The following is a 25,661-nucleotide window of genomic DNA, read 5'->3' as shown; positions in this document are numbered from 1 at the left end:
CCAGCCTTGGAGAGTGGCGAACACCAGGAGTTCAGAAGACGGGGCTGCACAGCGGCAAGACACATCAACCTGCCGCAGGTCAGAGCAGCAGGTCCTCGAGACGGCCGTGCAGGCGCTGCGGCAGGTTCTCGCGCACCTCGATCACCGCCCGACGAATGGCGCTCTGGAAGCCCTCGACCGTCGCCGAACCATGGCTCTTCACCACGATACCCTGCAGACCGAGAAAACTCGCACCATTGTGCCGCGCCGGCGCCAGCTCGCCACGCAGGCGCTTGAGCAACGGCATGGCCACCGCACCGGCCAGCTTGGACACGAAGCCTTCATTGAATAGCGCCTCGATGCGATCGGAGATCATCGACACCAGGCCTTCGCTGGCCTTGAGCAGGATGTTGCCGACGAAGCCGTCGCACACCACCACGTCGGCCTCACCGCGATACAGGCCATCACCCTCGACGAAGCCGATGTAATTCAGCCCTTCCGCCTGTTGCAGCAGACTGGCCGCCAGCTTGACCTGCTGGTTGCCCTTGATGTTCTCGGTACCCACGTTGAGCAGCGCCACTCGCGGGCGCGCCATGCCCTGGGCCTCGGCGGCCACCGCACCCATCACGGCGAACTGATAGAGCTGCTCGGCGCTGCAGTCCACATTGGCACCCAGGTCGAGCAGATGGCAGACGCCCTTGGCCGTCGGCACAGCCGTGACCATCGCTGGCCGGTCGATGCCCGGCAGGGGCTTGAGCACATAGAGGGAGAGCGCCATCAGCGCACCGGTGTTGCCGGCACTGACACAGGCCTTGGCCCGGCCGCTGCGCACCAGTTCCAGCATCACGCGCATGGAGGCATCGGGCTTGCCGCGCAAGGCATGGGTCGGACGCTCGTCCATGCCGATCACTTCACTGGCATGCTCGACCTGCAGGCGCGCGCGATCGACACCCGGATGACGGGCGAGCAGTTCTTCGAGGACGGGGGCTTGGCCGACAAGGACCAAGTGTAGCGAGGGGAATTCAGCCAGACTGGCGATGCAGGCTGGAACAATGCGATGGGGACCGAAGTCCCCACCCATTGCATCGATAGCGATCGGAGCGGACAAGGATTACTCGTCGGCGCCCTTGTCGATCACTTTACGGCCGCGGTAGACACCTTCCGGGGACACGTGGTGACGCAGGTGAACTTCACCGGTGCTCTTCTCGACGGACAAGGCATTGGCCTCGAGGGCATCGTGGGAACGACGCATGTCGCGGGCAGAGCGGGATTTTTTGTTCTGCTGAACAGCCATAACTCAATAACTCCTAAACGTTTGGGTCACGCTTTAACTGCGCCAAAACACTGAACGGGTTGGACCGCGATACCTCGTCCTCGCTCGACTCGGGCTCGTTGGCACCGGCCGGCTGCTGGCAATCCTCAGGGGCATGGGCTGGAACGATGGGCAGAGCGAGCAACAGCTCATCTTCGACCAGCGTCAGCAGATCCAATGGATCTTCACCCACTTCCAGCACGTCATAGCCCTTGGGCAGCGACTGGGTATCCGCACCTTCCTTCACCACCGCGTAATGACACTCGCTGCGGATCGGCAGGGCGACCAGTTCCAGACAACGCTGGCAAACCATCTTGACCTCAACCTCGAGCTCACTGTGAATACTCACAGCTCGGCGCTCGCCACGTTCGAAGACCAGCTTCGCGCGCACCTTGCCGGAATTATCTTCCAGCGAGTCGCACAGTCGCTCGAAACTGGCCAGCGGCACCTCCCCTTCCAGGGTGGCAGCGCGATCGGCGAGTTTGCGCGGATCAACGTGAGGTGGAATCGGCCCATTCGACATAGGCGCGGTATTCTAGGGATGCCCCCCGCCCCTGTCAAAGGAATTTCCGCCCTGTCCGTCGGCCACCACGGTCGCTAGAATCGCCCCCGCCTCTCGCAATTCCGGTCAGGAGATCGATCATGCTGCCGCTGGTACTCGCCTCTAGCTCGCCCTATCGCCGCGAACTACTGACCCGCCTGCGCCAGCCCTTCACCTGGGCCTCGCCAGCCATAGACGAGACGGCACACCCGGGAGAAAACGCAGAAGCACTGGTACGTCGGCTGGCCGAAGCCAAGGCAAGGGCCCTGAGCGACCTGCATCCCGCGCACCTGATCATCGGCTCGGACCAGGCCGCCGTGCTCGACCGACAGATCCTCGGCAAGCCCCATGACTTCAGTCGCGCCCGCAGCCAGTTGCTGGCAGCCAGTGGCCGCAGCGTGACCTTTCTCACCGGCCTGGCCCTGCTCGACAGCACCACCGGCGAATGCCAGGTGGATGCCGTGCCCTTCACCGTACACTTTCGCCACTTGAGCGAGGATCAGATCACCCGCTACCTGGAGGCCGAGCAACCCTACGACTGCGCCGGCAGCTTCAAGGCCGAAGGCCTGGGTGTCAGCCTGTTCCGCACCACCGAGGGCGAAGACGGCACCAGCCTCATCGGCCTGCCATTGATTCGCCTGGTGCAGATGCTGGACAGGCAAGGCGTCGCCATTCCCTGAGCCCTATATAAAGGAAGAGGCCCGACTAAGGCCGGGCCTGCTCACTTCCAACAGAACTCAGCGCAGCGTCGGCCCCTGGAAGCCCATCCACAGCGCCAGGCGCTCGGCCACGCTAGTGCCAAGCTTCTTGGTGAAGCGATCGAAGGGATTCTCTTCGCGAGTGAAGTCGACGATATCCTTGGCGCCGATCACTTCGCGCGCCACGTAGCTGCTGCTACCCATAGCATCGACCAACCCCAGCTCCAAGGCCTGCTCGCCGGACCAGATCAGCCCGGAGAACAGCTCCGGATGCTGATCGACCTTGAGTCGCTCGCCGCGCCCCTTCTTCACGCTATCGATAAATTGCTTGTGGGTGGTTTCCAGCACACCCTGCCAGAAACGGGTTTCTTCCGCTTTCGGCGGCTGGAACGGATCGAGGAAGGCCTTGTGCTCACCCGAGGTGTAGACGCGGCGATCGACGCCGACCTTCTCCATTACTCCGACGAAGCCGAAGGTGGCCGCGGTGACACCGATGGAACCCACCAGACTGGCCTTGTCGGCATAGATCTGATCGGCAGCACTGGCGATGTAATAGGCGCCGGAGGCGCCCAGATCGCTGATTACCGCGTACACCTTGGTGTCCGGGTGCTCGCCACGCAGGCGCTTGATCTCGTCGTAGATATAGCCGGACTGTACCGGGCTACCGCCTGGGCTGTTGATGCGCAGGACAATGCCTTTGGTCTTCTTGTCCTCGAAGGCCGCGCGCAGGCTGCTGACGATATTGTCGGCACTGGCCTCCTCGTCGGCCATGATCATGCCGCGCACCTCGATCAGCGCCGTATGGCTTTCGCCCGAAGACGCCGCTTTGTCCAGCTTCAGGCCCGGCGCGAATAGGGCCAGCGCGCCGAATAGATAAACGAACGCCAGCAGCTTGAAGAAGATGCCCCAGCGCCGCGCACGACGCTGCTCCACCACTCCGGCCTGCAGGGTCTTTTCCAGCAGCTTCCAGGCTTTCTCGTCACCACCAGCGGTGGTCGACGCTTTCCATTCATCCGACATACTCGCCTACCTCGACAGTTCTAACGGGTGCGCGCCCTTCCAGCCAGGCACGCAATTCGGGAAATTCATTGATCGCCAGCCGCGGCCCGTGGCCGAGCAGGCTCTCCAGCGGCTGCGCCCCAAAGCCTACGGCAACCGAATCGACACCGGCATTGCGCGCCATCTGCAGGTCGAAGACCGAGTCGCCCACCATCAGCGCCCGCTCGGGCACTACGGCGCAATGCGCCAGGATCTCATGGAGCATGCGCGGATGCGGCTTGCTCGCCGTTTCGTCCGCGCAGCGCGTGACATCGAAATATTCCAGCCAGCCGCGTCCTTCCAGGATACGGTGCAAACCCCGGCGACTCTTGCCGGTCGCCACAGCCAACTGATAGCCCTGCTCGCGGAAAGCCTGCAGAGACTCCTCAACCCCGGGAAACAGCGCCGAGGGCTCGTTTTCCAGCGCCATGTAATGCTCGGCATAGCCAACGCGGAAGCGCTCGACCATTGCCGCCTCGTCCAACTCGGGGTAAAGCGTCTGGATCGCCTCCGGCAGGCCCAGCCCAATGATGCCCCTGACCGCCTCATCGCTGAGTTGCGGCAGTCCACAGGAATCGGCGGCGCGATGCATGGATTCGACGATGCGCCCGATGGAATCGACCAGTGTGCCGTCCCAGTCGAAGATCAGCAGTTGATAGCTCGACGACCGGGAGTCAGACACCGAGGCGCTCCAGGGTCGCACCCCACATATCATCGACCGCCGCCTCCAATTCCAGGCGCTGGCCATCCGGCAGCTCGATCTTCAGCTGATAGGCATGTAAGAACAGACGCTTGCCGCCCAGCTCACGCACCTCGCGCGTGAACTCGTCTTCGCCGTACTTGGAGTCGCCGGCGATGCAATGCCCGGCATGCTTGGCATGCACGCGAATCTGATGGGTACGCCCGGTGATCGGACTGGCCTCGACCAGGGTGGCGAACTCGCCGAAGCGGCGCAGCACGCGAAACTCGGTGAGCGCCTCCTTGCCTTCGGGATTGACCTCGACCATGCGCTCGCCCGAGCGCAGATTGTTCTTCAGCAGCGGAGCGCTGACCTTTTTCTTCGAAGTCGGCCAACTGCCGCGCACCAGGGCCATATAGCGTTTGTCCACACCATCGCCGCGCAGGGCCTCGTGCAGGTGGCGCAGCATGCTGCGCTTCTTGGCGATCATCAGCAGACCCGAGGTATCACGATCCAGGCGATGGACCAGCTCGATATCCTTGGCATCGGGGCGCAGCTGGCGGAACGCCTCGATCACCCCATAGTTCAGGCCGCTGCCGCCATGCACGGCGATGCCGGCCGGCTTGTTCAGCACGATCAGCGCCTTGTCCTCGTAGACGATGGCCGCCTCCAGGCGCTCCAACAGGCTCTGCGCCAACGGCGCCGGCTCGTCACGCTCAGCCAGGCGTAGCGGTGGCACTCGCACGATGTCGCCGGCCTGCAGCTTGTACTCGGGCTTGATCCGCCCTTTGTTCACCCGCACCTCGCCCTTGCGCAGGATGCGATAGATGAGGGTTTTCGGCACGCCCTTGAGGCGGGCAAGCAAAAAATTATCGATACGCTGGCCGGCATGCTCCGGCGCAACCTCAAGCAGCTGGACGCCGGAGGTTGGAGAATTGTCAGTAGTCATGCCAGGAATCATAACAATTTTTTATGGAATTGAAGCACTTAATCATTGCTGCTATAGTCGCGAACGCCGCCAAAAGCGGCCCGGTCAGCGGATGATCGACAACCTACCATCCCCTGCCGAGCGCAACCCTTTCAGGACGTGAGGCCGTCCGACGGGAATCTCGCCGCACAGAGCGCGATGTTCCCGGAAACAAAGCCTTGAGCCACAAGAGCCTTGAGCGCATGAAGTCGCGACCAGGCTCGACAGACGCGCAGGCCCAGCCTGCGGTAATGCAAACCCGCTACGGATTCAGCGAGCGGCACCCGATTTCAGCGATACGTGTAGGGTGGAGATGCACAACCGTCGGACAGCGTAGCTACAGGCATTACCAAGACGCTTCAGATTCGTCCGCACCGACCGGTTGATTCCTCCCCTGACTGAGTGCTTCTGTCACCACAGCAAACAGGAGCGTTGTCGCGGCCCGGCCCCGTTGGCCTGACCGCTGGACACCGGAGTGATTTACGACCACACCGGCGACGCACCCTGACACCGACCGTGAGAGTCGTGTGTGCCAAACGCCGTTTCCGGCAGCCCCGGAAACCATTGGTACAACATGAAAAGAATGCTGATCAACGCAACTCAGCCCGAAGAGTTGCGTGTCGCTCTGGTAGATGGCCAGAAGCTCTACGACCTGGATATCGAATCCGGCGCCCGTGAGCAGAAGAAGGCCAACATCTACAAGGGCCGCATCACCCGCGTCGAGCCCAGCCTCGAAGCGGCTTTCGTCGACTTCGGCGCCGAGCGCCACGGCTTCCTGCCCCTCAAGGAAATCTCCCGCGAGTACTTCAGCAAGTCGCCTGAAGGCGGCCGCGTCAACATCAAGGAAGTACTGAAGGAAGGCCAGGAAGTCATCGTCCAGGTCGAGAAGGAAGAGCGTGGCAACAAGGGCGCCGCCCTGACCACCTTCATCAGCCTCGCCGGCCGTTATCTGGTGCTGATGCCGAACAACCCGCGTGCCGGCGGCATCTCCCGCCGCATCGAAGGCGAGGAGCGCAACGAACTGCGTGAAGCCCTGAACGGCCTCAACGCTCCGGGCGACATGGGCCTGATCGTGCGCACCGCCGGCCTGGGCCGCTCCAGCGAAGAACTGCAGCTCGACCTGGACTACCTGATCCAGCTGTGGACCGCCATCAAGGACGCCTCCCAGGGTCGCGCCGCACCGTTCCTGATCTACCAGGAATCCAACGTCATCATCCGCGCCATCCGCGACTACCTGCGCCAGGACATCGGCGAAGTGCTGGTGGACAGCATCGAAGCCCAGGAAGAAGCCCTCGCCTTCATCCAGCAGGTCATGCCGCAGTACGCCAGCAAGATCAAGCTGTACGAAGACAGCGTGCCGCTGTTCAACCGCTTCCAGATCGAAAGCCAGATCGAAACCGCCTTCCAGCGCGAAGTGAAGCTGCCGTCCGGCGGCTCCATCGTCATCGACCCGACCGAAGCCCTGGTGTCCATCGACATCAACTCGGCACGCGCGACCAAAGGCGGCGACATCGAAGAAACCGCCCTGCAGACCAACCTGGAAGCGGCCGAGGAAATCGCCCGCCAGCTGCGCCTGCGCGACATCGGCGGCCTGATCGTCATCGACTTCATCGACATGACCCCAGCCAAGAACCAGCGCGCCGTCGAAGACCGCGTACGCGAGTGCCTGGAAGCCGACCGCGCCCGCGTTCAGGTCGGCCGCATCTCGCGCTTCGGCCTGCTGGAAATGTCCCGTCAGCGCCTGCGTCCGTCCCTGGGTGAGACCAGCGGTATCGTCTGCCCGCGCTGCAACGGCCAGGGCATCATCCGCGACGTCGAGTCCCTGTCGCTGGCCATCCTGCGCCTGATCGAGGAAGAGGCCCTGAAGGACCGCACCGCCGAGGTTCGCGCCCAGGTGCCGATCCCGGTTGCCGCCTTCCTGCTCAACGAGAAGCGCAACAGCATCACCAAGATCGAGCTGCGTACCCGTGCGCGCATCGTGATCCTGCCGAACGACCATCTGGAAACCCCGCACTTCGAAGTCCAGCGCCTGCGCGACGACAGCCCGGAAGTGATGAGCGGCCAATCCAGCTACGAGATGGCTGCCGCAGAAGTCGAAGACGCCCAGCCGGTCAGCGCCACCCGCACCCTGGTCCGCCAGGAGGCCGCGCTGAAGACCACCCCGCCGCGCCCCGCCGCACCGACTCCGGCCGCCCCGCTGGCACCGGTCGCCCCGACTCCGCAGCCGAGCCTGTTCAAGGGCCTGGTCAAGGGTCTGGTCAGCCTGTTCGCCGGCAAGGAAGAAGAGCAGCAGCCGGTCGTCGAAGCCAAGCCCGCCGAGCGCAAGCCGCGTGGCGACGAGCGCCGCAACGGCCGCCAGCAGAACCGTCGCGACGGCCGTGGCAGCCGCGAGCGCGGTGAACGTGGTGAGCGCAGCGAGCGTGGCGAACGCGAAGAGCGCAAGCCGCGTGAAGAACGCCAGCCTCGCGAAGCCCGCGAGCCGCGCGAAGAGCGCCAACCGCGTGAGGCCCGTGAAGAACGCCAGCCCCGCGAGGAGCGTCAACCACGCGAGGCTCGTGAGCCGCGCGAGCCGCGTGAAGGCCAGGAAAACCGCCGCGAGCGCCAGCCGCGTGAAGCCCGCGAGCCGCGCGAAGAGCGCCGTCGCGAACTGCGCGAACCGCTGGACGCCGTAGCCGCCACCGGCGGTGAAGAGCAGCAGGAGCAGCGTGCCGAGCGCAAGCCGCGCGAAGAGCGCCAGCCGCGTCCGCCGCGTGAAGAGCGTCAACCGCGCGCCGAGCAGGCCGAAGCAGTCAGCGAAGAAGAAGTGCTGCTGAACGGCGAGCAGGCCGACGACGACCAGGACGGCGGTGAAGGCGGCGATCGCCCACGTCGTCGCTCCCGCGGTCAGCGTCGCCGCAGCAACCGCCGCGAGCGCCTGCGTGATGCCGACGGCAACCCGATTGCCGACGACGCCGAGGAAGCCGCAGAAGCTGTCGAGGCCGGCAGCGAAGGCGCTACCACCACCGCCGCCGAAAGCGCTGCCGTGGCTGTCGCCGCTGCCGTGACCGTGGCCGCCGAGGAAGCTCTGGCCCAGCCGGAACAGGCTCCGGTAGCCGAGCAAGCACCAGCCGAGATCACCACCGCGACCGAAGAGCCCGCCCCTGCCCCGGCCATCGTTGCCGAACCGGCAGTGGAAGCTGCTCCGGTCGCGCCGGTGGTCGAGGCTCCGGCCGTGGTTGCCGAAGCTGCTCCCGTGGAGGCCGCCCCGGCAGCCGCTCCGCAGAGCACGGGCGGTCGCGCTCCGAACGATCCACGTGAAGTGCGCCGCCGTCAGCGCGAGGCCGAGCGCCTGGCCGCCGAAGCCGCTGCCGCGCCGCAAGTGCAAGCCGCTCCGGTCGAAGCCCCTGCTGTGGTCGAGGCTGCTCCGGTTGAGGCCGCTCCGGTAGTCGAACAGGCTGCCGAGGTCGTAGAACCCGCTCCAGCGGTGGAAGCGTCAAGCGAAGTCGCCCCGGCCGAAGTGGTAGCCGAAGCGCCGAGCGAGGAGCCGGTGGTTGTTGCCACCGACGCCGAGCCTGCCGCCGAACCGGCGAATAAGGAAGAAGAGGTAAAACCGCAGATCTAAGATCTGCGGTCCAAGAAAAAGGGGATGCTTCGGCATCCCCTTTTTTCGTTTCGGCCCGCTATCAGCCACAACTATTTCTAACTGCGCTCAGAGCACGTTGGGCTCTATCTCCAGCGCCACACCGAAGCGCTGCAGGATATCCCGCTGAATGCGCCGGGCCAGCTCCAGCAACTGGGCGCCGCTCGCCGCGCCATAGTTGACCAGCACCAGTGCCTGCAGACGATGCACGCCGGCATCGCCCTCGCGAAAGCCCTTCCACCCCGCCCGCTCGATCAGCCAGCCAGCCGCCAGCTTGGCCAGTCCCTCGCCCGCCGGATAACTGACCAGGTCGGCATGCTCGGCACGAATGCGCTCGGCCAGCGCAACCGGCACCAGTGGATTCTTGAAGAAGCTACCGGCATTGCCCAGCTGCGCAGGGTCCGGCAGTTTCTCGCTGCGGATGGCACAGATGGCGCGACTGACATCACTGGGCGTTGGCGCCTCGATACCTTCGGCCTGCAAGCGCTGACGCACCGGGCCGTAGTCCAGGTGCAGGCTCGCCTGGCGACTCAAGGCGAAACGCACACGCAGGATCAGCCAGCGGCTCGGTTGCTGCTTGAACAGGCTGTCGCGGTAGGCGAAGGCGCACTCTTCCAGGCCGAACTCGCGCAGCTCGCCGGTCTGGCGATCCAGCGCCGTGAGCCCGGCGAACACATCCTTGATCTCCACGCCGTAGGCGCCGATGTTCTGCATCGGCGCGGCGCCGACGGTGCCCGGGATCAGGCTGAGATTCTCCAGCCCGGCCAGGCCCTGCTCCAGGCTCCAGAGCACGAAGGGATGCCAGGGCTCACCTGCCTCGGCCTCGACCAGCACACGCGCGCCATCGTCTTCGACAATGCGCAGGCCACGGCTGGCCATGCGCAGCACCAGGGCATCGATATCGCCAGTCAGCAGCAAATTGCTGCCACCGCCAACCGGCAGCAGCGGCAGGCCACGCTGCTCGGCCAGAGCCAAGGCCTCGCGCACTTCGGCGTCGTTGTTCGCCTCGGCGAACAGCCGAGCCGTCACATCGACACCGAAGGTATTGAAAGGCTTGAGGGAAACCGCTTCTTGCAAGCGCAGGCTCACAGGCGCCCCCTGATCTCGGCGAGCAGCGCATCGCTGGCCTGCTCGATCAGGTCCAGAACCTGCTCGAAACCGTCGGCGCCGCCGTAATAGGGATCGGGTACCTCGTCCAACGCCAGCTGATAGCGGCGCAGCAGCAGGTCCAGCTCGGCGCCGCCAGCGGCAGGCCGCAGGGCCTGCAAGCGAGCCAGGTTGTCGTGATCCATGGCCAGGATCAGATCGAAACGCTGGAAGTCGTCACGCAGCACCTGGCGCGCGCGCAGGCTCGACAGGTCGTAGCCGCGGTTCAGCGCCGCTTGGCTGGAGCGACCGTCCGGGGCCTTGCCAACATGCCAGTCGCCGGTGCCGGCGGAGTCCACCGTCACCCGTTCATGCAACCCAGCCTGCTGCAGGCGATGGCGGAACACGCCCTCGGCCGTCGGCGAGCGGCAGATATTGCCCATGCAGACGAACAGGACGCGCATCAGGCACCTAGCAGGCGGCGCACCCGCTCCAGGTCTTCCGGCGTATCGACGCCGGCGGCCGGCGCTTCCAGGGCATCGGCCACATGGATACGCACGCCATGCCACAGGGCACGCAGCTGTTCCAGACACTCGGTGTCTTCCAGCCAGCACGGGCCCCAGGATACGAAGTCGTGCAGGAAGCCGGCGCGGTACGCATAAATGCCGATGTGGCGACGGTAAGGCACGCCTTCGGGCAGCGCATCGCGACTCTTGGCGAAGGCATCGCGGGCCCAGGCCAGCGGCGCGCGGCTGAAGGTCAGGGCCAGACCGGTCTTGTCCGTCACCACCTTGACCACATTGGGATTGAACAGCGCGGTGACGTCCTCGATCGGCTCGGCCAGGGTGGCGATACCCGCCTGCGAGTTGGCGGCCAGGTTGGCGGCCACCTGGTCGATGATGCTCGGCGGAATCAGCGGCTCGTCGCCCTGCACGTTGACCACGATGGCGTCGTTGGGCAGGCCCAGCTGCGTGGCCACTTCGGCCAGGCGGTCGGTGCCGGAATTGTGGTCGACGCGGGTCATCAGCACTTCGGCGCCGAAGCCCTGGCAGGCTTCGAGGATGCGCGGATCGTCGGTAGCCACCACCACACGGGTAGCGCTGCTCTTCTTGGCCTGCTCCCAGACGTGCTGGACCATGGGCTTGCCGACGATGTCCTGCAGCGGCTTGCCGGGCAGGCGGCTGGAGGCGTAGCGGGCGGGAATGACAACGGTGAAGGCGGTCATCTACTTGTCCAGGCGCTCATCGGTGGTCAGGGTGCGCGCTTCGCTCTCCAGCATCACCGGGATGCCGTCGCGAATCGGATAGGCCAGGCCGGCGCCCTTGCTGATCAGCTCGGACTTGTCTTCGGAGAGCTGCAGCGGGCCCTTGCACACCGGGCAGGCCAGGATGTCGAGCAGTTTGGGGTCCATGGGGGAATCCTCGGAGAGGTGGGAAAATGCGAAAACTCAGGGCCGGGCGGACAGCAGGCGATCCAGGCGCGCATCGAACCAGGCGACGAAGGCCGGCGACGGCGCCGCATCCACCGCCAGGTACCACCAGTCGGCGGCGGCGAAGGCCCGGCATTTCACCGCATCCTTCTCGGTCATCAGCAGCGGCAGCGCCGGGCTGAATTGCAGGGCCTCGGGGCTGTAGCTGGCGTGGTCGGCGAAGGGATGCGCGATCGGCCGCCAGTTTAGCGCTTCGAGGGTGTTGAAGAAACGCTGCGGGTTGCCGATGCCGGCTACCGCATGGACCTGCTGGCCCGGCGCGAAATGCTCTAGGCCGACGCGCTGGCCGCTGAGCAGATTGACCAGGGCGGTCGGCCGCAGTTGCAGGGCGTAGCCCTCCTCGCCATCCTCGGCCGCGCCATTGCGCAGCACGGCATCGACTTCGGCCAGGCGCTCGGCCGGCTCACGCAGGGGACCGGCCGGCAGGCAGCGACGATTGCCCAGGCCACGCGCGGCATCGATCAGCACCAGTTCGATATCGCGGGCCAGGCGATAATGCTGCAGGCCGTCGTCGCTGAGGATCAGGTCCAGCGGCTCCTGCTCTAGCAAGGCCTGAACGGCGCGAGCGCGCTGCGGGTCGATCACCAGCGGCACGCCACTGCGCTGCACGATCAGCAGCGGCTCGTCGCCGGCGTGACTGGCCGGATCGTCGGCCCGCACGCGCCAGGGCAACTGCGGCGGCGTGGCACCATAGCCACGACTGACCACGCCGACACGCAAACCACGGGCGCGGCAATGCTCGATCAGCCAGAGAATCATGGGGGTCTTACCGGTGCCGCCAACGGTGACGTTACCGACCACCAGCACCGGCACGGGCGCGCGATAGATGTCGCCCTCGCCGGCCAGGAAGGCGCGGCGCTTGCCCTGCACCACCCGCCGGTACAACCACTCCAGCGGGCGCAGCAGGGTCAGGGCCGGATGGCCGTGGTACCAGGCGGCGGTGAGCCGGTCGGCCAGGCTCAAGGCTTGGCCTCGGCCTCGACCGTGGTGATGCGCAGATGGGAGAAGCCCATCTTGCCGGCGGCGTCCATGGCGGTGATCACCGCCTGGTGCGGGGTCTTGGCGTCGGCGCTGATGGACAGCGGCAGGCTGTTGTCGCCGCCGGACTCCTTGCCCAGCGCCGCCATCAGGCCGTCCAGATCGCTCTTGAGCAGCGCCTGGCCGTTCAGCGAGTAACTGCCCTCGGCACTGATCAGTACTTCCATCTGCTTCAGCGCGGTATCTTCCGGCGGCGTGCCGCTGGCGGCTTCCGGCAGATCGACCTTGAGCTGGGTCTCGCGGGTGAAGGTGGTGGTGACCACGAAGAACAACAGCAGGATGAACACCACGTCGATCAGCGACGCCAGGTTGATCTCGACATTGTTCTCCCGCTGTTTGCGCCGGAACTTCACGCCTTCTTGCTCTCTTTGCGGGCTTCTTTCGGTGCCGGGGCGCTACCGTTGCCCAGGTCGACATCACGGTCGCCCTGCACCACTTCCACCAGCTTGATCGCCTCCTGCTCCATGCCGACCACCAGCTCGTCCACGCGGCGCACCAGGAAACGGTGGAAGAACAGCGCCGGGATGGCCACGAACAGGCCGGCGGCGGTGGTGATCAGGGCCTTGGCGATACCACCGGCCAGTACCGAGGCATTGGCCATGTTGGAACCGGTGAAGGCGCTGAAGATGTCGATCATGCCCAGCACGGTACCCAGCAGGCCCAGCAGCGGCGCAACACCGGCGATGGTGCCGAGGGTGTTGAGGTAGCGCTCGAGGTCATGGATGACGCGAGCGGCGGCTTCCTCGATGCACTCCTTCATGATCTCGCGACCATGCTTGGAGTTGGCCAGGCCGGCGGCGAGGATCTGCCCCAGCGGCGAGTTGGCGCGCAGCTCCTTGAGCTTGTCGTTGGTCAGCTTCTTTTCCTTGATCCACAGCCACACCTGACCCAGCAGATGGGGCGGTGCGATACGGCTGGCGCGCAGGGTCCAGAGACGTTCGGCAGTGATGCCGGCGGCGACGATAGAACTCAGAATGATCGGCAGCATCATCCAGCCACCAGATTTGACCAGCTCCCACACGGCAGTGCATCCCCACTCGGAAAAGTGGCGCCACTCTAGCATAGGGTCGAGTCGGCGCAGACCACCCCGGTTCTCATTTTTCCCGCCAGAAACGCGGACGCTCGCGCCAGCTGGAGACGCCTTCGTCCTCGCCCAGCAGCAGGCGCACGGCGCCGCGTTCGGCGCTGTCATACAGGCTGATGTCGCGCTCGCGATAACGCGCCAGCACACGCGGGTGCGGATGGCCGAAGGGGTTGTGCCAGCCCCGCGACAGCAAGGCAGCGCGCGGCGCCACCGCATCGAGAAATGCCGCCGACGAAGAGCTGCGACTGCCATGGTGCGGTACCTGTAGCCACTCGGCACGCAGATCGCGACCGCTCGCCAGCAGCGCCGTCTCCGTCGCTTCATCTATATCGCCAGTGAGCAGCAGCCGCTCGCCTGCGGCCTCGACCTTGAGCAGGCAGGACGCCGGGTTGCCCTCTCCCGCCCCAGCCCAGCGCCAGGTGGTGAAGCGCACGCCATCCCAGCGCCAGCTCGCCCCATCGATACAAGGCTGCGCCGCCAGGCTCGCCGGCAACGCAATCGCCTCGCCACTCAGCACGCGGTCGATCGGCAGAACACGCGCCAGCGCCTCGGCGCCGCCGGCATGGTCGCTGTCGGCGTGGCTGAGCAGCATCAGGTCGAGGCGGGACACACCCAGCTGGCGCAGCGACGGCAGCACCACCCGCTCGCCCAGGTCGAAGTCGCCGAAACGCGGCCCGGCGTCGTACAGCAGTGCATGCTCGCGGGTACGCACCAACACGGCCAGGCCCTGGCCGACATCCAGCTGCCAGATTTCCGCCTGCCCCGGAGCAATCCGCTCCCTCGGCGGTGCAACAAACGCCAGCAGCATCACCAAGCCCAGCGCGCGCAGCGGCACACCGGCCGGTGCCAGGCACAACAGCACGCCCAGGCTGCCGAGCAGCCAGCACCAGAGTGGCAGCGCGGTGGGCAGCCAGGCTGGCAGCAGCGCCGCAATCCAGGCCAGCAGCTGCAACAGAATTTCCAGCAGACCGCCGGCCAGCCACAGCAGCCCCTCCCCTAACCAGGGCACCGGCAGCAGCAGGGTGCCGAGTAGCGCCAACGGCACCACCAGCAAACTGACCCAGGGCACCGCGACCAGATTGGCCAGCGGACCACTCAGGCTCAGCGGCAAGCCGAGGGCGAAGAACAGTGGCAATAGGCCCAAAGCCAACGTCCACTGCGCCCGCCACCAGACGCGCCACCAGGACCAGGCGCCGAGCCGCCCGCCAAACACCCAGACCAATACCGCCACCGCGCCGAACGACAACCAGAAGCCCGCCTGCGGGCTGGCCAGAGGCTCGACCAGCAGCACCAGAATGAATGCCAGCACCAGCGGCCACCACAGGCCGAGATGGCGAAAGCGCAGGCGCCAGAGCAGCACCAGCGCCACCATCACGCAGGCTCGCCGTACCGGCACTTCGAAACCGGCCAGCAGGCCATAGCCCAACGCACCGGCAAAGGCCAAACCACAGGCCCAGGGCAGCCAAGGCAGTAGACGCGGCCAGAGACCGAGCCGAGCCAGCCCGGCAACCAGCCCATAGAGCACAGCCGCCAGCAGCGCCACGTGCTGGCCGGAGATCACCAGCAGGTGCACGGTGCCGGTGTCTTGCAGCACCTTCCAGTCGGCGCGGCTCAGCCCGGAATCATCACCGAGCACCAGGGCGGCCAGCCCACCGGAGCGGCCGTGGGCCTCCACACTCAGCAGGCGCTGGCGCAACTCGTCGCGCCAGGCCGCCGGCCCCGAGGCCGTGCCCAACCGCTCGCCCTGCTTGATGGTGCCGGTAGCGCCGATGCGCTGAGCCAGCAGCCAGGCCTCATAATCGAAGCCCTGCGGATTGACCAGGCCACGTGGACGCTTGAGCTTGACCGCCAGGCGCCAACGCTCACCGGCCAGCACCGGCGGGCCGTCGTACCAGGACAGGCGCAGACGTGCCGGCAGTCGGTGCGCACGCGCTGTAGCTTCCTCCAGCTGAAAGCGCACCACACCATCACCAACCTTCGGCAGGCCGCTCACCCGCCCCTCCAGCCACAGGGTGCGGCCATCCAACTCGGGAAGCAGGCGATCATCCAACGCCGTCTGGGCGCTGAAGCAGGCCCAGACGAAACCGAACAGAAAGAAGGCGACGGGATAGCTGCGCCAGGGCAGCAACATCAACGCCACGGGCAACAGAGCCAACAGCAGCCAGATCGGCGGCAGTTCCGGCAATAGAGGCAGGCAGGCCAAGCCTGTACCCAGCGCAAGCATCCCTAGGCGCATCGTTTCCCCATCCTGGGTTATCGGTTGTCACAATGCGGCCAAGCCCGCCCGCGACCATCGGTGCATAATAGCCGCTCGTTTTTGCCGAGACCGCTCATGCCTCGTCGTCTGTTCAAACGCTACATGCCCAATCCGGAGACGATCCGGGAACACAAGTCACTGCGCTTCCTCGGCGCCTTGCTGCACGACCCCAACCTCTGGCACCTGAACCGCCATTCGGTGGCGCGCGCCATGGCCGCCGGCCTGTTCGCCGCCTTTATCCCGGCGCCCGCGCAGATGCTGCTCGCCGCCTGCCTGGCGATTCCCATCCGCGCCAACCTGCCGATCTCGGTGGGCCTGGTTTGGCTGACCAACCCCTTCACCATGCCGCCGATCTTCTACTGCACCTACAAGATGGGCAGCTGGCTGCTCGGCATTCCGCCGATGGAACTGCCGAACGAGCTGACCTGGGAATGGATCAGCGGCGAGCTGGCCATCGTCTGGAAGCCCTTCCTGCTCGGTTCGGTGGTCACTGGTGCGCTGCTCGGCGCGCTGGGTTATGGCGTGACCATGCTTTACTGGCGCTGGTGGGTGGCGCACAGCTGGCGCAAGCGCGCCGAGCGCCGTCGCCGGGCGGCCGAGTAGAAAAGAAAACGCCGCGATGATCGCGGCGTTTTTGTCTTCACTCGTAGCGCAGCGCCTCGGCCGGCTGGGTACGCGACGCACGCCAGGACGGATACAGCGTGGCGAGAAAGCTCATGCTCAGGGCCGCACCGCAGATCAGCAGCACATCCAGGCCGCGCAGGTCGGACGGCAGGCTGCTGATGAAGTACACGTCCGAACTGAAGATATGCGCGCCGCTGACCCGCTCCAGCCAGGCCACCCAGCTGCTGACGTTGAGCGCGACGATCACGCCCAGCACGCCACCGATCAGGGTGCCGACGCTGCCGATCACCGTGCCCTGGACCATGAAGGTGGCCATGATCTGCCCCTGCGTGGCGCCCAGGGTACGCAGGATGGCGATGTCGGCGCGCTTGTCGGCGACCACCATGATCAGCGTGGCGATGATATTGAAGGCGGCCACCGCGATGATCAGCAGCAGGAGCAGGCCGATCATGGTCTTCTCCATCTGCATGGCGCTGAACAGGCTGCCCTGGGTACGGGTCCAGTCGAGCGACTTGTAGCCGGCGCCCAGCTCCTTGGCGATGGTGGCGGACACCTGCGGCGCCTGGTACAGGTCCTTGAGGGCGATGCGCACGCTCTGCACCTGGCCGTCCTGCATGCGCTGGATGCTGGAAGCATCGGTGATATTGATCAGCGCCAGGCTGCCATCCAGCTCGGCACCTACCTTGAATACGCCGACCACCGACAGACGTAGCATGCGCGGGGTAATGCCGCCGGCGGCGTTGCTCAGCTCCGGCACGATCAGGGTCAGCTTGTCGCCGACGCTGAGACGGAAGCGCCGCGCGCTGATCTCGCCGAGCACCACGCCGAACTCGCCCGGCTTGAGGTCTTCCAGGCGGCCCTGAACCATGTGCTGGCCGATGATCGAGACCTTCTGCTCTTCGGCCGGATCGATGCCGTTGATCTGGATCGGCTGCATGGTGCCCTTGTAGGAGAACATGCCCTCCAGCTCGGCGAAGGGCGCGGCGCCGGTCACCTGCTTGTGCTTCATGGCGGTGGCGGCCACCGCCTGCCAGTCATCCAGCGGTTGCTCGGCGGACAGAGTGGCATGCGGAACCATGCCGAGGATGCGCGAGCTCATTTCCTTCTGGAAACCATTCATCACCGACAGCACCACGATCATCGCCAGCACGCCGAGCGCCAGGCCGATCATCGAGGTCAGCGAAATGAAGGAGATGTAGTGGTTGCGCCGCTTGGCCCGGGTGTAGCGGGCGCCGACGAAGATCGCGAGTGGCCGGAACATATCAGGCGGCCACCAGCTTGCCGTCTTCCAGGCGCAGCACGCGATCCATCTGGCCAGCCAGCTGCGGGTCATGGGTTACCACCAGGAAGGCGGTGCGCGAGTCGCGACTGAGTTCGTGCATCAGCTCCTGGATGCCTTGGGCGGTGTGCTGGTCGAGGTTGCCGGTGGGCTCGTCGAGCAGCACCAACGCCGGCTGGTTGACCAGGGCGCGGGCGATGGCCACGCGCTGACGCTCGCCACCGGACAGCTCGGCCGGCTTGTGCGACAGGCGATGAGCGAGACCGACCCGCTCCAGCAGCTGGGTGGCACGCTGGCGTGCCTCCGGAATCGGCGTCTTGCCGATCAGCAGCGGCATGCACACGTTCTCCAGCGCGGTGAACTCCGGCAGCAGGTGGTGGAACTGGTAGACGAAGCCCAGCGCACGGTTGCGCAGCAGGCCGCGAGCCTTTTCGTTGAGCGCCGAGAGTTCCTCGCCGGCCAGCCAGACGCTGCCCTTGCTCGGCGTATCCAGGCCGCCGAGCATGTTCAGTAGAGTGCTCTTGCCCGAGCCGGAGGAACCGACGATGGCCACGCGCTCGCCGGGCAACAGCTCCAGCTCGACATTGGCCAGCACCTCGACCGTCTGCGGGCCTTCCTCGTAGCTCTTGCCCAGGTTGCGGCAACTCAGGACGGACTTGTCACTCATAACGCAAAGCCTCCGCTGGCTGGGTGCGCGCCGCACGCCAGGCCGGGTAAAGGGTGGCAAGGAAACTCAGGACCAGGGCGGCGCCGCAGACCAGCGCCACATCCGAGCCCTGCACTTGCGACGGCAGGTAATCGATGAAGTACACCTCGGCATTGAGGAACTGGATGCCGAGCAGATTCTCCAGGCCCTTGATCGCCGCGCTGACGTTGAGCGCGGCGAGCACGCCGAGCACACCGCCGACCAGGGTGCCGACGATGCCGATCACCGAGCCCTGGACCATGAAGGTCAGCATGATCTGCCGCGGCGTAGCGCCGAGGGTGCGCAGGATGGCGATGTCGGACTTCTTGTCGGTCACCACCATCACCAGGGTGGAGATGATGTTGAAGGCGGCCACCGCAACGATCAGCAGCAGCAGCAGACCGATCATGGTCTTCTCCATGCGGATGGCCTGGTACAGATTGCCGTGGGTGCGGGTCCAGTCGCGGGCGTAGAAGTCCTGCTCACGCAGCAGGGTGGCCAGCTCCCAGGCCACCTGGGGCGCCTGGAACAGGTCATGCAATTTCAGGCGAATGCCCTGCACCTCGCCCGGCTTGAGGCGCAGCAGGCGGCCGGCGTCCTGCACATGGGTCATCACCACATGGCCGTCGATCTCGCCGGCGCCGACATGGAAGATGCCGACCACGGTGAAGCGCTTCATGCGCGGGAACATACCGGCGGGCGTCACCGCCACCTCGGGGGCGACGAAGGTGACCTTGTCGCCGATGGCCAGACCGAGCTTCTTCGCTGCCAGGTCACCGATGACGATGCCGAAGCCACCGGCCTTGAGCGAATCCAGGGAGCCCTGATCCTTGAGGAAGTAGTCGCCGATGATCGACACCTTGCCCTCTTCGAGCGGGTCGATGGCGTTGACCAGCACCTTCTGCACCTGGCCGTTATTGGTCAGCAGGCCCTGCATCTGGGTGAAAGGGGCGATAGCGGCCACCTGCGGGTGGCGCAGCAGGCCTTCGCCTATGGTGCGCCAGTCCTTGATCGGCGTGGGGCTGTCGAGCGTCGCGTGGGGCACCATGCCCAGAACGCGGTCGCGCATCTCGCGGTCGAAACCGTTCATGACCGACAGCACGACGATCATCACCAGCACGCCAAGGGCCAGGCCGATGATGGAGGTGAGGGAGATGAAGGAGACAAACAGGCTGCGGCGCCGGGCCTGCGTATAACGCACGCCGATAAAGAACGGCAGGGGTCTGAACATGAGTGAAGGGTTCGCTGGCGGAAAGAGAGAAACGTCCTTGTGGCGGGGCTTGGCGCGCGGCTTTACACTCAGACCACCACTGCTGCCATGGGTTCGCCATGTCTAATCAAGACGCCGATGATCGCCGCGAATACTACCGTATCGAGGATACGATCGCACTGGATTTCAGCCTGCTCTCCAGAGCCGAAGCTCACGCCAGTGACCCGCTGCACGATAATTCCCCGCTGTTCAATTTGCTCAGCGAACTGCACCTGATGGACTTCGAGTCGCAGCACCTGCTGCGCCACATCAGCGAGCGCGACCGCACCCTGGCCAATTACCTGAAGGTGATGAACAAGCGTATCGACCTGCTCGGCCAGGCCGTGGCGCAGAGCCTGCTGCGCGACATCGGCGCGCCGCGCCAGGTGTCCATCTCCGAGGGCGGCATCAGCTTCAATCACGGCCAGGCGATATCCGCCGGCAGCCATCTGGCGATCAAGATGGTGCTGATGCCCCAGGCCCTGGGGTTGCTGCTGCGGGCCAAGGTCGTGCATTGCCAGGCGCGCCAGGACGGCCAGTTCGAGATCGGCACCGAGTTCGAGGCACTGACCGACGCTCAGCGCCAGTTGCTGGCGCGCCACATCCTGCAGAAGCAGGCACTGGAGCGCCGCCAGGCGCGGGGGCAGGACTGATGCGCGCCCTGCCACTGCTGCTCGTCCTGCTGCTGCCATTGCCGGCGCTGGCGGAAACCATCGAGATTCCCGTCGGCCAACAGGGCGATGCAGTCGCCGGCCTGCCCAAGCTGGGCGAATCCAGAAGCTCGGTGCTGGCGCGCTTCGGCCTGGCCGACGAGGAACATCCGCCGGTGGGCCAGCCACCGATCACCCGCTGGGACTACCGCACCTTCAGCGTCTATTTCGAGTACGACCACGTGGTCAACAGCGTGCTCCACCACCAGCCCCGCCATCCCACCAAGGAACAACAGTGACCCTCATCTACGGCCACCGCGGCGCCAAGGGCGAAGCACCGGAAAACACCCTCGCCAGTTTCCAGCAATGCCTCGAGCACGGCGTCACTCGCTGCGAGCTGGATCTGCACCTGTCGCGCGATGGCGAGCTGATGGTGATCCACGACCCGACCCTCAAGCGCACCACCGGCCGCCGCGGCAAGGTGGTCGAGCATGATGCCGAGGAACTGATGCAGCTCGACGCACGCCTGGGCGGCCCCGGCTGGAAAATGCCCTGCCCCATCCCCAAGCTGGAAACCCTGTTCGAGCAATGCCCCTTCGAGCACTGGCAGCTGGAAGTCAAAAGCGCCTCGCGGGTGCGCGCCGCACGCACCGTGCTGGCCATCCAGGCGCTGGCCGAACGTTTCGGCATCAAGGACAAGGTCACCGTCACCAGCAGCTCACGCGAAGTACTGCGCGCCCTGCGCCGCCTGACCCCGGAACTGTCGCGCGGCCTGGTCGCCGAGTACAACTGGCTCGACCCGCTCAAGGTCGCCGCCCACCACGAGTGCTCGATGCTCGCGCTGAACTGGACCCTGTGCACCCCGGAGCGGATGCTCAAGGCGCAGAAGGCCGGCCTGCATGTGTCGGTATGGACGGTCAACGAGCCGGCCCTGATGCGCCGCCTGGCCGACTTCGGCGTGGACAGCATCATCACCGACTTCCCCGGGCTGGCCGTCGACACGCTCAAACGCTAGCCCTAGTCCCCTCTCCCTGCGGGAGAGGGTTAGGGTGAGGGGCACCCAGGCAGCTCTGAGCCGCCTGTTACGCCCTCACCCTGCGCGGGCCGCCCCTCCTCTCCACAAAAGCGAGGGGAGGAAAAATAAAAAACCGACCCTTGGGCCGGTTTGTTTTTTGCAGCAGCGCGCCTGTCAGAAGCTCTCCCGATTCGGCCAGCGCCAGGTGCGGGAGTCGCCGAGGGGATCCCCGACCGGCTCAGGCCACCGGTCGGAGCCACTCAGAAAAGCCGGTTGAGACCGTCGAACGCCGCCACCCGATAGGCCTCGGCCATGGTCGGGTAGTTGAAGGTGGTGTTGACGAAGTACTTGATGCTGTTCGCCTCACCCTTCTGGTTCATGATCGCCTGGCCGATGTGCACGATCTCCGAAGCCTGGTAGCCGAAGCAGTGCACGCCAAGAATTTCCAGGGTCTCGCGGTGGAACAGGATCTTCAGCATGCCCACCGGCTCGTGGGAGATCTGCGCCCGCGCCATGCCCTTGAAGAAGGCCTTGCCGACCTCGTAGGGAATCTTGGCCTGGGTCAGCTCCTTCTCGTTCTTGCCGATCGAGCTGATCTCCGGAATGGTGTAGATGCCGGTCGGCACGTCGTCGACGAAGCGCCAGCTGTCATTCTCCACCGCGCTGCCGGCGGCCGAGCGGCCCTGGTCGTAGGCGGCACTGGCTAGGCTCGGCCAGCCGATGACGTCGCCGGCAGCGAAGATGTTCGACACCGAGGTGCGATACTGCTGGTCGACGTCGATCTGGCCACGGCTGTTGACCTTGATGCCGATGTTCTCCAGGCCCAGCCTGTCGGTGTTGCCGGTACGGCCGTTGCACCACAGCAGGCAGTCGGCCTTGATCTTCTTGCCCGACTTGAGGTGCAGGATCACGCCGTTCTCCAGGCCCTCGATGCGCTCGTACTCTTCGTTGTGGCGAATCAGCACGTTGTTGGTGCGCAGGTGGTAGCTGAGCGCGTCGGAAATCTCGTCGTCGAGGAAGCTGAGCAACTGGTCGCGGTTGTCGATCAGGTCGACCAGCACGCCCAGGCCGCTGAAGATCGAGGCGTACTCGGAGCCGATCACGCCGGCGCCGTAGATGATGATGCGGCGCGGGGTGTGGGTCAGGCTGAGGATGGTGTCGCTGTCGTAGATGCGCGGGTGGTGGAAGTCCACGTCCGCCGGGCGATAGGGGCGCGAGCCGGTGGCGATGACGATCTGCTTGGCCACCAGTTTCTCGACCACGCCGCTGGTGCACACCACTTCCACGGTCTGCTCGTCGGCGAAGCTGGCGGTGCCGAAGAACACGTCGATGCGGTTGCGCGCGTAGTAGCCGGTGCGCGAGGCGACCTGCTTGGAGATCACCCGCTCGGCGCTCTTCAGCACGTCGGGGAAGGAGAACCAGCGCGGCTCGCCGATCTGGCGGAACAGCGGGTTGGTGTTGTACTGCATGATCTGCCGCACCGAGTGGCGCAGCGCCTTGGACGGGATGGTGCCGAGGTGGGTGCAGTTACCGCCGACCAGCGGGCGGTTGTCGACCACCGCCACCTTGCGCCCGGCCTTGGCCGCGTTCATCGCCGCGCCCTCGCCCGCCGGACCGGAACCCAGCACCACCACGTCGTAGTTGTAGACCGCCATGCTTACTCCTCATCGCGCGCCGGGCGCTCTGGCGGCGCCCGGGTCGACCGCGCCCCCATGGCCGCGGCTCTCGAAACTCTTCACACAGCTTAGCCGTGCGATTTTGCCCGGCACATTAGCGCTTGGTCGCGGCGTAGGCGAGCGTTGCGTCCACTACATCGCCATTCTTCCCGCGATTGACCTCTTCGCACTTCTCGCGACTGCCACCGCAGATCGAACACTCCTTCTCGATGCCGAGATTGGCGATACCGCCGCAGGAACCGGCGATGGGCTTGCGCCCGAAGATCACGCCGACGGCCATGCCCAGCACTACCAGCAGCATCAGGCCGAATACCAGAACCCAGGTCATGGGCTTTCTCCTTCGCCGAAACGGCGGATGAATTCGGGCGTCGCGCGGCTGGCGAAGCCCTTGTCGGTGCGGGTGACGAAGAACGCCGCGATGGCCTCGCGCTCGGCGAAGGCGTAGCCGCGCTCCGGCCCCAGCACCATCAATAGCGTAGACAGCCCGTCGGCGCGCAAGGTCAGCGGATCGACCACCGTCACCGAGGCCAGGCGGTGCTCGATGGGCGCGCCGGTCTGCGGGTCGAGGGTGTGCGAATAGCGACGGCCGTCCTGCTCGAAATAGTTGCGGTAGTCACCCGAGGTGGAAACGCCGAGGCCGTCCAGCTGCAGCACTTTCTGCGCCACCTGGCGGTCGTCGCGCGGCGCCTCGATGGCGATGCGCCAGGCGCTGCCATCCGGCTTGCGCCCGGCGGCCTTGAGCTCGCCGGTGACGTCGAGCAGGTAGCTGTGCACGCCGAGCGCTTCCAGGCGCGCGGCGATGTGGTCGACCGCGAAGCCGGCGGCGATGCTGTTGAGGTCGAGCTGGGTCGCGGCGTCCTTGCACAGCTGCTCGCCGTCGATGCGCAGGTGCTGATGACCGACGCTGGCGCGGGCCGCGGCGATCTCTTCGGCGCTGGGCACCTTCTCGCCCCGCGCCTGCGGGCCGAAGCCCCAGAGGTCGAGCAAGGGTTCGAGGGTCAGGTCGAAGGCGCCCTGGCTGTCGGCCGACAGGCCCTCGCCGAAACGCACCAGCTGCAACACCGCGGCAGGCATGGCACGGCAGCTGCCGGCGGGCAGGCTATTGAATTCGGCAAGATCGGAATCGGCGCGCCAGTTGGACATCTGCGCATCCACCTCGGCCAGCAGGCCATCGACCTCGGCCTTGAGCGCCACGGGTTCGGGAGTGCCCTCGCCCGCCACGTACTTCAACGAGTAGTGGCTGCCCATGGTCGGGCCGCCGAACTCCTCGATCTTGGCGCCGCAGCCGGCCAGCAGAGCGCTGGCCAGCAGCAGGCATACCGCAGGGCAAACTTGGCTTGAGTGGCGTAGCGAGCGCAGCGTATTGGGCTGCAGCCAGCGCGCAGGAACCGCGATGTACGAGCAGCGGATTCCGAGCACTGCCTGTGGCACAAGACGCAAGCGCAGTAGCCAATCAGGCCGAGTTTTAGCCACCGAAGTCATCCAGCAGGATATTCTCGCGCTCTACCCCGAGGTCCAGCAGCATCTTGATCACGGCGGCGTTCATCATGGGCGGGCCGCACATGTAGAACTCGCAGTCCTCGGGCGCCGGATGGTCCTTGAGGTACTGCTCGAACAGCACGTTGTGGATAAAGCCTTTCAGCCCCTGCCAATTGTCTTCCGGCTGCGGATCGGACAGCGCCAGGTGCCACTCGAAGTTGGGATTCTCCGCGGCGAGCGCGTCGTACTCCTCGGTGTAGAAGGCCTCGCGCAGCGAGCGGGCGCCGTACCAGAAGCTGATCTTGCGCTTGGAGCCGAGGCGCTTGAGCTGGTCGAAGATATGCGAGCGCATCGGCGCCATGCCGGCGCCACCGCCGATGAAGATCATCTCGGCATCGGTGTCCTTGGCGAAGAACTCGCCGAACGGACCGTACACGGTGACCTTGTCGCCCGGCTTGAGGTTGAACACCCAGGACGACATCTGCCCCGGCGGCAACTGGTCTTTGCCCGGCGGCGGCGAGGCGATGCGGATGTTGAATTTGACGATGCCCTTCTCGTCCGGGTAGTTGGCCATGGAGTAGGCACGGATCACCGTCTCGTCGACCTTGGACACGTACTTCCACTGGTTGAACTTGTCCCAGTCGCCGCGATACTCGGGCTGGATGTCGAAGTCCTTGTAGTGCACCTCGTGCGGCGGGCACTCCAGCTGCACGTAACCGCCGGCACGGAAGTCCACGCTCTCGCCTTCCGGCAGGCGCAGGGTCAGTTCCTTGATGAAGGTGGCGACGTTGGGGTTGGACTCCACCGTGCATTCCCACCTCTTCACGCCGAAGACTTCTTCGTCGACTTCGATGTGCATGTCCTGCTTGACCGGGGTCTGGCAGGACAGGCGCCAGCCGGCCTTGGCCTCGCGCTTGGTGAAGTGCGACTCCTCGGTCGGCAGCATCTCGCCGCCGCCGCTCTCGACCACGCACTTGCACTGGGCGCAGGTACCGCCGCCACCGCAGGCCGAGGACAGGAACACGTTGTTCGCCGCCAGCGTCTGCAGCAGCTTGCCGCCGGCCGGCACGGTGAGCGTTCGCTCGCCGTTGATGACGATGTTCACGTCGCCGCTGGAGACCAGCTTGGCGCGCGCCGCGAGGATGATCACCACCAGCGCCAGCACGATGGCGGTGAACATGCCGATGGCCAATACGATTTCAAAACCCATCAGGTAC

27 protein-coding genes are annotated in these 25,661 nt (G+C 65.6%); 6 read left to right on the top strand and 21 right to left on the bottom strand.

The window, feature by feature from the left end:
• Window positions 1-79: 79 nt before the first annotated feature.
• The 3 genes from plsX to N7607_RS09825 are packed head-to-tail and all read right to left on the bottom strand — an operon-like array spanning window position 80 to window position 1,814.
• Window positions 80-1,087: a phosphate acyltransferase PlsX gene (gene plsX, locus N7607_RS09835; protein ID WP_279866380.1), complete on the bottom strand. Its 1,008-nt coding sequence runs from the start codon at window positions 1,085-1,087 to the stop codon at window positions 80-82.
• Between the two features lie 3 nt (window positions 1,088-1,090).
• Entirely contained in the window at window positions 1,091-1,273 is a 183-nt protein-coding gene (gene rpmF / locus N7607_RS09830) for a 50S ribosomal protein L32 (protein ID WP_013791824.1), read from the bottom strand.
• Between the two features lie 13 nt (window positions 1,274-1,286).
• Complete coding sequence (locus tag N7607_RS09825) at window positions 1,287-1,814, bottom strand: YceD family protein (protein WP_192397314.1); 528 nt, start codon at window positions 1,812-1,814, stop codon at window positions 1,287-1,289.
• 119 nt (window positions 1,815-1,933) lie between these two features.
• Here N7607_RS09825 and N7607_RS09820 point away from each other — a divergent pair, with 119 nt between their 5' ends.
• Window positions 1,934-2,512, top strand: a complete 579-nt coding sequence (locus tag N7607_RS09820; RefSeq protein WP_279866381.1) for a Maf family protein — start codon at window positions 1,934-1,936, stop codon at window positions 2,510-2,512.
• A 57-nt stretch (window positions 2,513-2,569) separates the two neighbouring features.
• On the opposite strand, the gene sppA is transcribed toward N7607_RS09820, so the two are convergent.
• Genes sppA through rluC form a run of 3 tightly spaced genes read right to left on the bottom strand, consistent with a single transcriptional unit; the run spans window position 2,570 to window position 5,196 of the window.
• Window positions 2,570-3,550 (bottom strand): signal peptide peptidase SppA, encoded by a 981-nt coding sequence (sppA, locus tag N7607_RS09815; RefSeq protein WP_279866382.1) that lies wholly within the window; start codon window positions 3,548-3,550, stop codon window positions 2,570-2,572.
• Window positions 3,540-4,250 carry an HAD-IA family hydrolase gene (locus N7607_RS09810; RefSeq protein WP_279866383.1) on the bottom strand — a complete coding sequence of 237 codons (711 nt, stop codon included), beginning with the start codon at window positions 4,248-4,250 and terminating at the stop codon, window positions 3,540-3,542. Before N7607_RS09810 ends, sppA begins: the two co-directional genes overlap by 11 nt.
• Window positions 4,243-5,196 carry a 23S rRNA pseudouridine(955/2504/2580) synthase RluC gene (gene rluC / locus N7607_RS09805; RefSeq protein ID WP_192397318.1) on the bottom strand — a complete coding sequence of 318 codons (954 nt, stop codon included), beginning with the start codon at window positions 5,194-5,196 and terminating at the stop codon, window positions 4,243-4,245. The genes N7607_RS09810 and rluC overlap by 8 nt, the downstream gene beginning before the upstream one ends.
• A gap of 592 nt (window positions 5,197-5,788) precedes the next feature.
• On the opposite strand from rluC, the gene rne reads away from it, so the two are divergent.
• Window positions 5,789-8,815, top strand: a complete 3,027-nt coding sequence (gene rne, locus N7607_RS09800; RefSeq protein WP_279866384.1) for a ribonuclease E — start codon at window positions 5,789-5,791, stop codon at window positions 8,813-8,815.
• 87 nt (window positions 8,816-8,902) lie between these two features.
• Here the strand turns inward: rne and murB are convergent, their stop codons facing one another.
• From murB to N7607_RS09760, 8 genes are all read right to left on the bottom strand, one after another.
• On the bottom strand, window positions 8,903-9,922 hold the full coding sequence (gene murB / locus N7607_RS09795; protein ID WP_279866385.1) for a UDP-N-acetylmuramate dehydrogenase: 1,020 nt from the start codon (window positions 9,920-9,922) through the stop codon (window positions 8,903-8,905).
• Entirely contained in the window at window positions 9,919-10,383 is a 465-nt protein-coding gene (locus N7607_RS09790) for a low molecular weight phosphotyrosine protein phosphatase (RefSeq protein ID WP_279866386.1), read from the bottom strand. The genes murB and N7607_RS09790 overlap by 4 nt, the downstream gene beginning before the upstream one ends.
• Complete coding sequence (kdsB, locus tag N7607_RS09785; protein WP_279866387.1) at window positions 10,383-11,144, bottom strand: 3-deoxy-manno-octulosonate cytidylyltransferase; 762 nt, start codon at window positions 11,142-11,144, stop codon at window positions 10,383-10,385. Before kdsB ends, N7607_RS09790 begins: the two co-directional genes overlap by 1 nt.
• Entirely contained in the window at window positions 11,145-11,330 is a 186-nt protein-coding gene (locus N7607_RS09780; protein ID WP_137971807.1) for a Trm112 family protein, read from the bottom strand.
• A 36-nt stretch (window positions 11,331-11,366) separates the two neighbouring features.
• A complete protein-coding gene (lpxK, locus tag N7607_RS09775) occupies window positions 11,367-12,371 on the bottom strand; it encodes a tetraacyldisaccharide 4'-kinase (protein WP_279866388.1) in 1,005 nt (334 codons plus the stop codon).
• Window positions 12,368-12,799 (bottom strand): biopolymer transporter ExbD, encoded by a 432-nt coding sequence (locus N7607_RS09770; RefSeq protein WP_137971805.1) that lies wholly within the window; start codon window positions 12,797-12,799, stop codon window positions 12,368-12,370. The genes lpxK and N7607_RS09770 overlap by 4 nt, the downstream gene beginning before the upstream one ends.
• Window positions 12,796-13,467 carry a MotA/TolQ/ExbB proton channel family protein gene (locus tag N7607_RS09765; RefSeq protein ID WP_279866389.1) on the bottom strand — a complete coding sequence of 224 codons (672 nt, stop codon included), beginning with the start codon at window positions 13,465-13,467 and terminating at the stop codon, window positions 12,796-12,798. Before N7607_RS09765 ends, N7607_RS09770 begins: the two co-directional genes overlap by 4 nt.
• 73 nt (window positions 13,468-13,540) lie before the next feature.
• Window positions 13,541-15,766: a DNA internalization-related competence protein ComEC/Rec2 gene (locus N7607_RS09760; protein ID WP_279866390.1), complete on the bottom strand. Its 2,226-nt coding sequence runs from the start codon at window positions 15,764-15,766 to the stop codon at window positions 13,541-13,543.
• A gap of 96 nt (window positions 15,767-15,862) precedes the next feature.
• Between N7607_RS09760 and N7607_RS09755 the strand changes: the two genes are divergently transcribed.
• On the top strand, window positions 15,863-16,390 hold the full coding sequence (locus N7607_RS09755) for a DUF2062 domain-containing protein (protein ID WP_279866391.1): 528 nt from the start codon (window positions 15,863-15,865) through the stop codon (window positions 16,388-16,390).
• 37 nt (window positions 16,391-16,427) lie between these two features.
• On the opposite strand, the gene N7607_RS09750 is transcribed toward N7607_RS09755, so the two are convergent.
• From N7607_RS09750 to N7607_RS09740, 3 genes are read right to left on the bottom strand one after another with little or no spacing between them, the layout of a single operon-like run.
• The gene (locus tag N7607_RS09750) at window positions 16,428-17,672 is read right to left on the bottom strand and encodes a lipoprotein-releasing ABC transporter permease subunit (RefSeq protein ID WP_279866392.1); all 1,245 of its coding nucleotides are present in this window, start codon (window positions 17,670-17,672) and stop codon (window positions 16,428-16,430) included.
• A gap of 1 nt (window position 17,673) precedes the next feature.
• Window positions 17,674-18,357: a lipoprotein-releasing ABC transporter ATP-binding protein LolD gene (lolD, locus tag N7607_RS09745; RefSeq protein ID WP_279866393.1), complete on the bottom strand. Its 684-nt coding sequence runs from the start codon at window positions 18,355-18,357 to the stop codon at window positions 17,674-17,676.
• Window positions 18,350-19,606, bottom strand: a complete 1,257-nt coding sequence (locus N7607_RS09740) for a lipoprotein-releasing ABC transporter permease subunit (RefSeq protein WP_279866394.1) — start codon at window positions 19,604-19,606, stop codon at window positions 18,350-18,352. Before N7607_RS09740 ends, lolD begins: the two co-directional genes overlap by 8 nt.
• Before the next feature lie 98 nt (window positions 19,607-19,704).
• Here N7607_RS09740 and N7607_RS09735 point away from each other — a divergent pair, with 98 nt between their 5' ends.
• Genes N7607_RS09735 through N7607_RS09725 form a run of 3 tightly spaced genes read left to right on the top strand, consistent with a single transcriptional unit; the run spans window position 19,705 to window position 21,289 of the window.
• The gene (locus N7607_RS09735; protein ID WP_279866395.1) at window positions 19,705-20,277 is read left to right on the top strand and encodes a PilZ domain-containing protein; all 573 of its coding nucleotides are present in this window, start codon (window positions 19,705-19,707) and stop codon (window positions 20,275-20,277) included.
• Window positions 20,277-20,573 (top strand): phosphodiesterase, encoded by a 297-nt coding sequence (locus N7607_RS09730; RefSeq protein ID WP_279866396.1) that lies wholly within the window; start codon window positions 20,277-20,279, stop codon window positions 20,571-20,573. Before N7607_RS09735 ends, N7607_RS09730 begins: the two co-directional genes overlap by 1 nt.
• Window positions 20,570-21,289, top strand: a complete 720-nt coding sequence (locus N7607_RS09725; RefSeq protein ID WP_279866397.1) for a glycerophosphodiester phosphodiesterase family protein — start codon at window positions 20,570-20,572, stop codon at window positions 21,287-21,289. The genes N7607_RS09730 and N7607_RS09725 overlap by 4 nt, the downstream gene beginning before the upstream one ends.
• Before the next feature lie 260 nt (window positions 21,290-21,549).
• On the opposite strand, the gene sthA is transcribed toward N7607_RS09725, so the two are convergent.
• The 4 genes from sthA to nqrF form a co-directional block, all read right to left on the bottom strand.
• The gene (gene sthA, locus N7607_RS09720; protein ID WP_279866398.1) at window positions 21,550-22,944 is read right to left on the bottom strand and encodes a Si-specific NAD(P)(+) transhydrogenase; all 1,395 of its coding nucleotides are present in this window, start codon (window positions 22,942-22,944) and stop codon (window positions 21,550-21,552) included.
• Window positions 22,945-23,059: 115 nt separating this feature from the next.
• Window positions 23,060-23,293 (bottom strand): (Na+)-NQR maturation NqrM, encoded by a 234-nt coding sequence (gene nqrM, locus N7607_RS09715; RefSeq protein WP_279866399.1) that lies wholly within the window; start codon window positions 23,291-23,293, stop codon window positions 23,060-23,062.
• Window positions 23,290-24,324, bottom strand: coding sequence for an FAD:protein FMN transferase (locus tag N7607_RS09710; RefSeq protein WP_279866479.1), 1,035 nt, complete (start codon window positions 24,322-24,324; stop codon window positions 23,290-23,292). Before N7607_RS09710 ends, nqrM begins: the two co-directional genes overlap by 4 nt.
• Before the next feature lie 106 nt (window positions 24,325-24,430).
• A complete protein-coding gene (nqrF, locus tag N7607_RS09705) occupies window positions 24,431-25,657 on the bottom strand; it encodes an NADH:ubiquinone reductase (Na(+)-transporting) subunit F (RefSeq protein WP_279866480.1) in 1,227 nt (408 codons plus the stop codon).
• Between the last annotated feature and the right edge of the window lie 4 nt (window positions 25,658-25,661).

This window comes from Pseudomonas sp. GD04019, assembly GCF_029837695.1.
Classification (GTDB): Bacteria; Pseudomonadota; Gammaproteobacteria; order Pseudomonadales; family Pseudomonadaceae; genus Aquipseudomonas.
This window is presented reverse-complemented; position numbering and strand designations above follow the sequence as displayed.

What these genes read in the sequence shown, in the direction of transcription:
- rpmF (WP_013791824.1), bottom strand. Translation starts at nt 1,273, where the DNA reads ATGGCTGTTCAGCAGAACAAAAAATCCCGCTCTGCCCGCGACATGCGT.
- N7607_RS09825 (WP_192397314.1), bottom strand. Translation starts at nt 1,814, where the DNA reads ATGTCGAATGGGCCGATTCCACCTCACGTTGATCCGCGCAAACTCGCC.
- N7607_RS09820 (WP_279866381.1), top strand. Translation starts at nt 1,934, where the DNA reads ATGCTGCCGCTGGTACTCGCCTCTAGCTCGCCCTATCGCCGCGAACTA.
- sppA (WP_279866382.1), bottom strand. Translation starts at nt 3,550, where the DNA reads ATGTCGGATGAATGGAAAGCGTCGACCACCGCTGGTGGTGACGAGAAA.
- rluC (WP_192397318.1), bottom strand. Translation starts at nt 5,196, where the DNA reads ATGACTACTGACAATTCTCCAACCTCCGGCGTCCAGCTGCTTGAGGTT.
- rne (WP_279866384.1), top strand. Translation starts at nt 5,789, where the DNA reads ATGAAAAGAATGCTGATCAACGCAACTCAGCCCGAAGAGTTGCGTGTC.
- N7607_RS09790 (WP_279866386.1), bottom strand. Translation starts at nt 10,383, where the DNA reads ATGCGCGTCCTGTTCGTCTGCATGGGCAATATCTGCCGCTCGCCGACG.
- kdsB (WP_279866387.1), bottom strand. Translation starts at nt 11,144, where the DNA reads ATGACCGCCTTCACCGTTGTCATTCCCGCCCGCTACGCCTCCAGCCGC.
- N7607_RS09780 (WP_137971807.1), bottom strand. Translation starts at nt 11,330, where the DNA reads ATGGACCCCAAACTGCTCGACATCCTGGCCTGCCCGGTGTGCAAGGGC.
- N7607_RS09760 (WP_279866390.1), bottom strand. Translation starts at nt 15,766, where the DNA reads ATGCGCCTAGGGATGCTTGCGCTGGGTACAGGCTTGGCCTGCCTGCCT.
- N7607_RS09755 (WP_279866391.1), top strand. Translation starts at nt 15,863, where the DNA reads ATGCCTCGTCGTCTGTTCAAACGCTACATGCCCAATCCGGAGACGATC.
- N7607_RS09750 (WP_279866392.1), bottom strand. Translation starts at nt 17,672, where the DNA reads ATGTTCCGGCCACTCGCGATCTTCGTCGGCGCCCGCTACACCCGGGCC.
- lolD (WP_279866393.1), bottom strand. Translation starts at nt 18,357, where the DNA reads ATGAGTGACAAGTCCGTCCTGAGTTGCCGCAACCTGGGCAAGAGCTAC.
- N7607_RS09740 (WP_279866394.1), bottom strand. Translation starts at nt 19,606, where the DNA reads ATGTTCAGACCCCTGCCGTTCTTTATCGGCGTGCGTTATACGCAGGCC.
- N7607_RS09735 (WP_279866395.1), top strand. Translation starts at nt 19,705, where the DNA reads ATGTCTAATCAAGACGCCGATGATCGCCGCGAATACTACCGTATCGAG.
- N7607_RS09730 (WP_279866396.1), top strand. Translation starts at nt 20,277, where the DNA reads ATGCGCGCCCTGCCACTGCTGCTCGTCCTGCTGCTGCCATTGCCGGCG.
- sthA (WP_279866398.1), bottom strand. Translation starts at nt 22,944, where the DNA reads ATGGCGGTCTACAACTACGACGTGGTGGTGCTGGGTTCCGGTCCGGCG.
- nqrM (WP_279866399.1), bottom strand. Translation starts at nt 23,293, where the DNA reads ATGACCTGGGTTCTGGTATTCGGCCTGATGCTGCTGGTAGTGCTGGGC.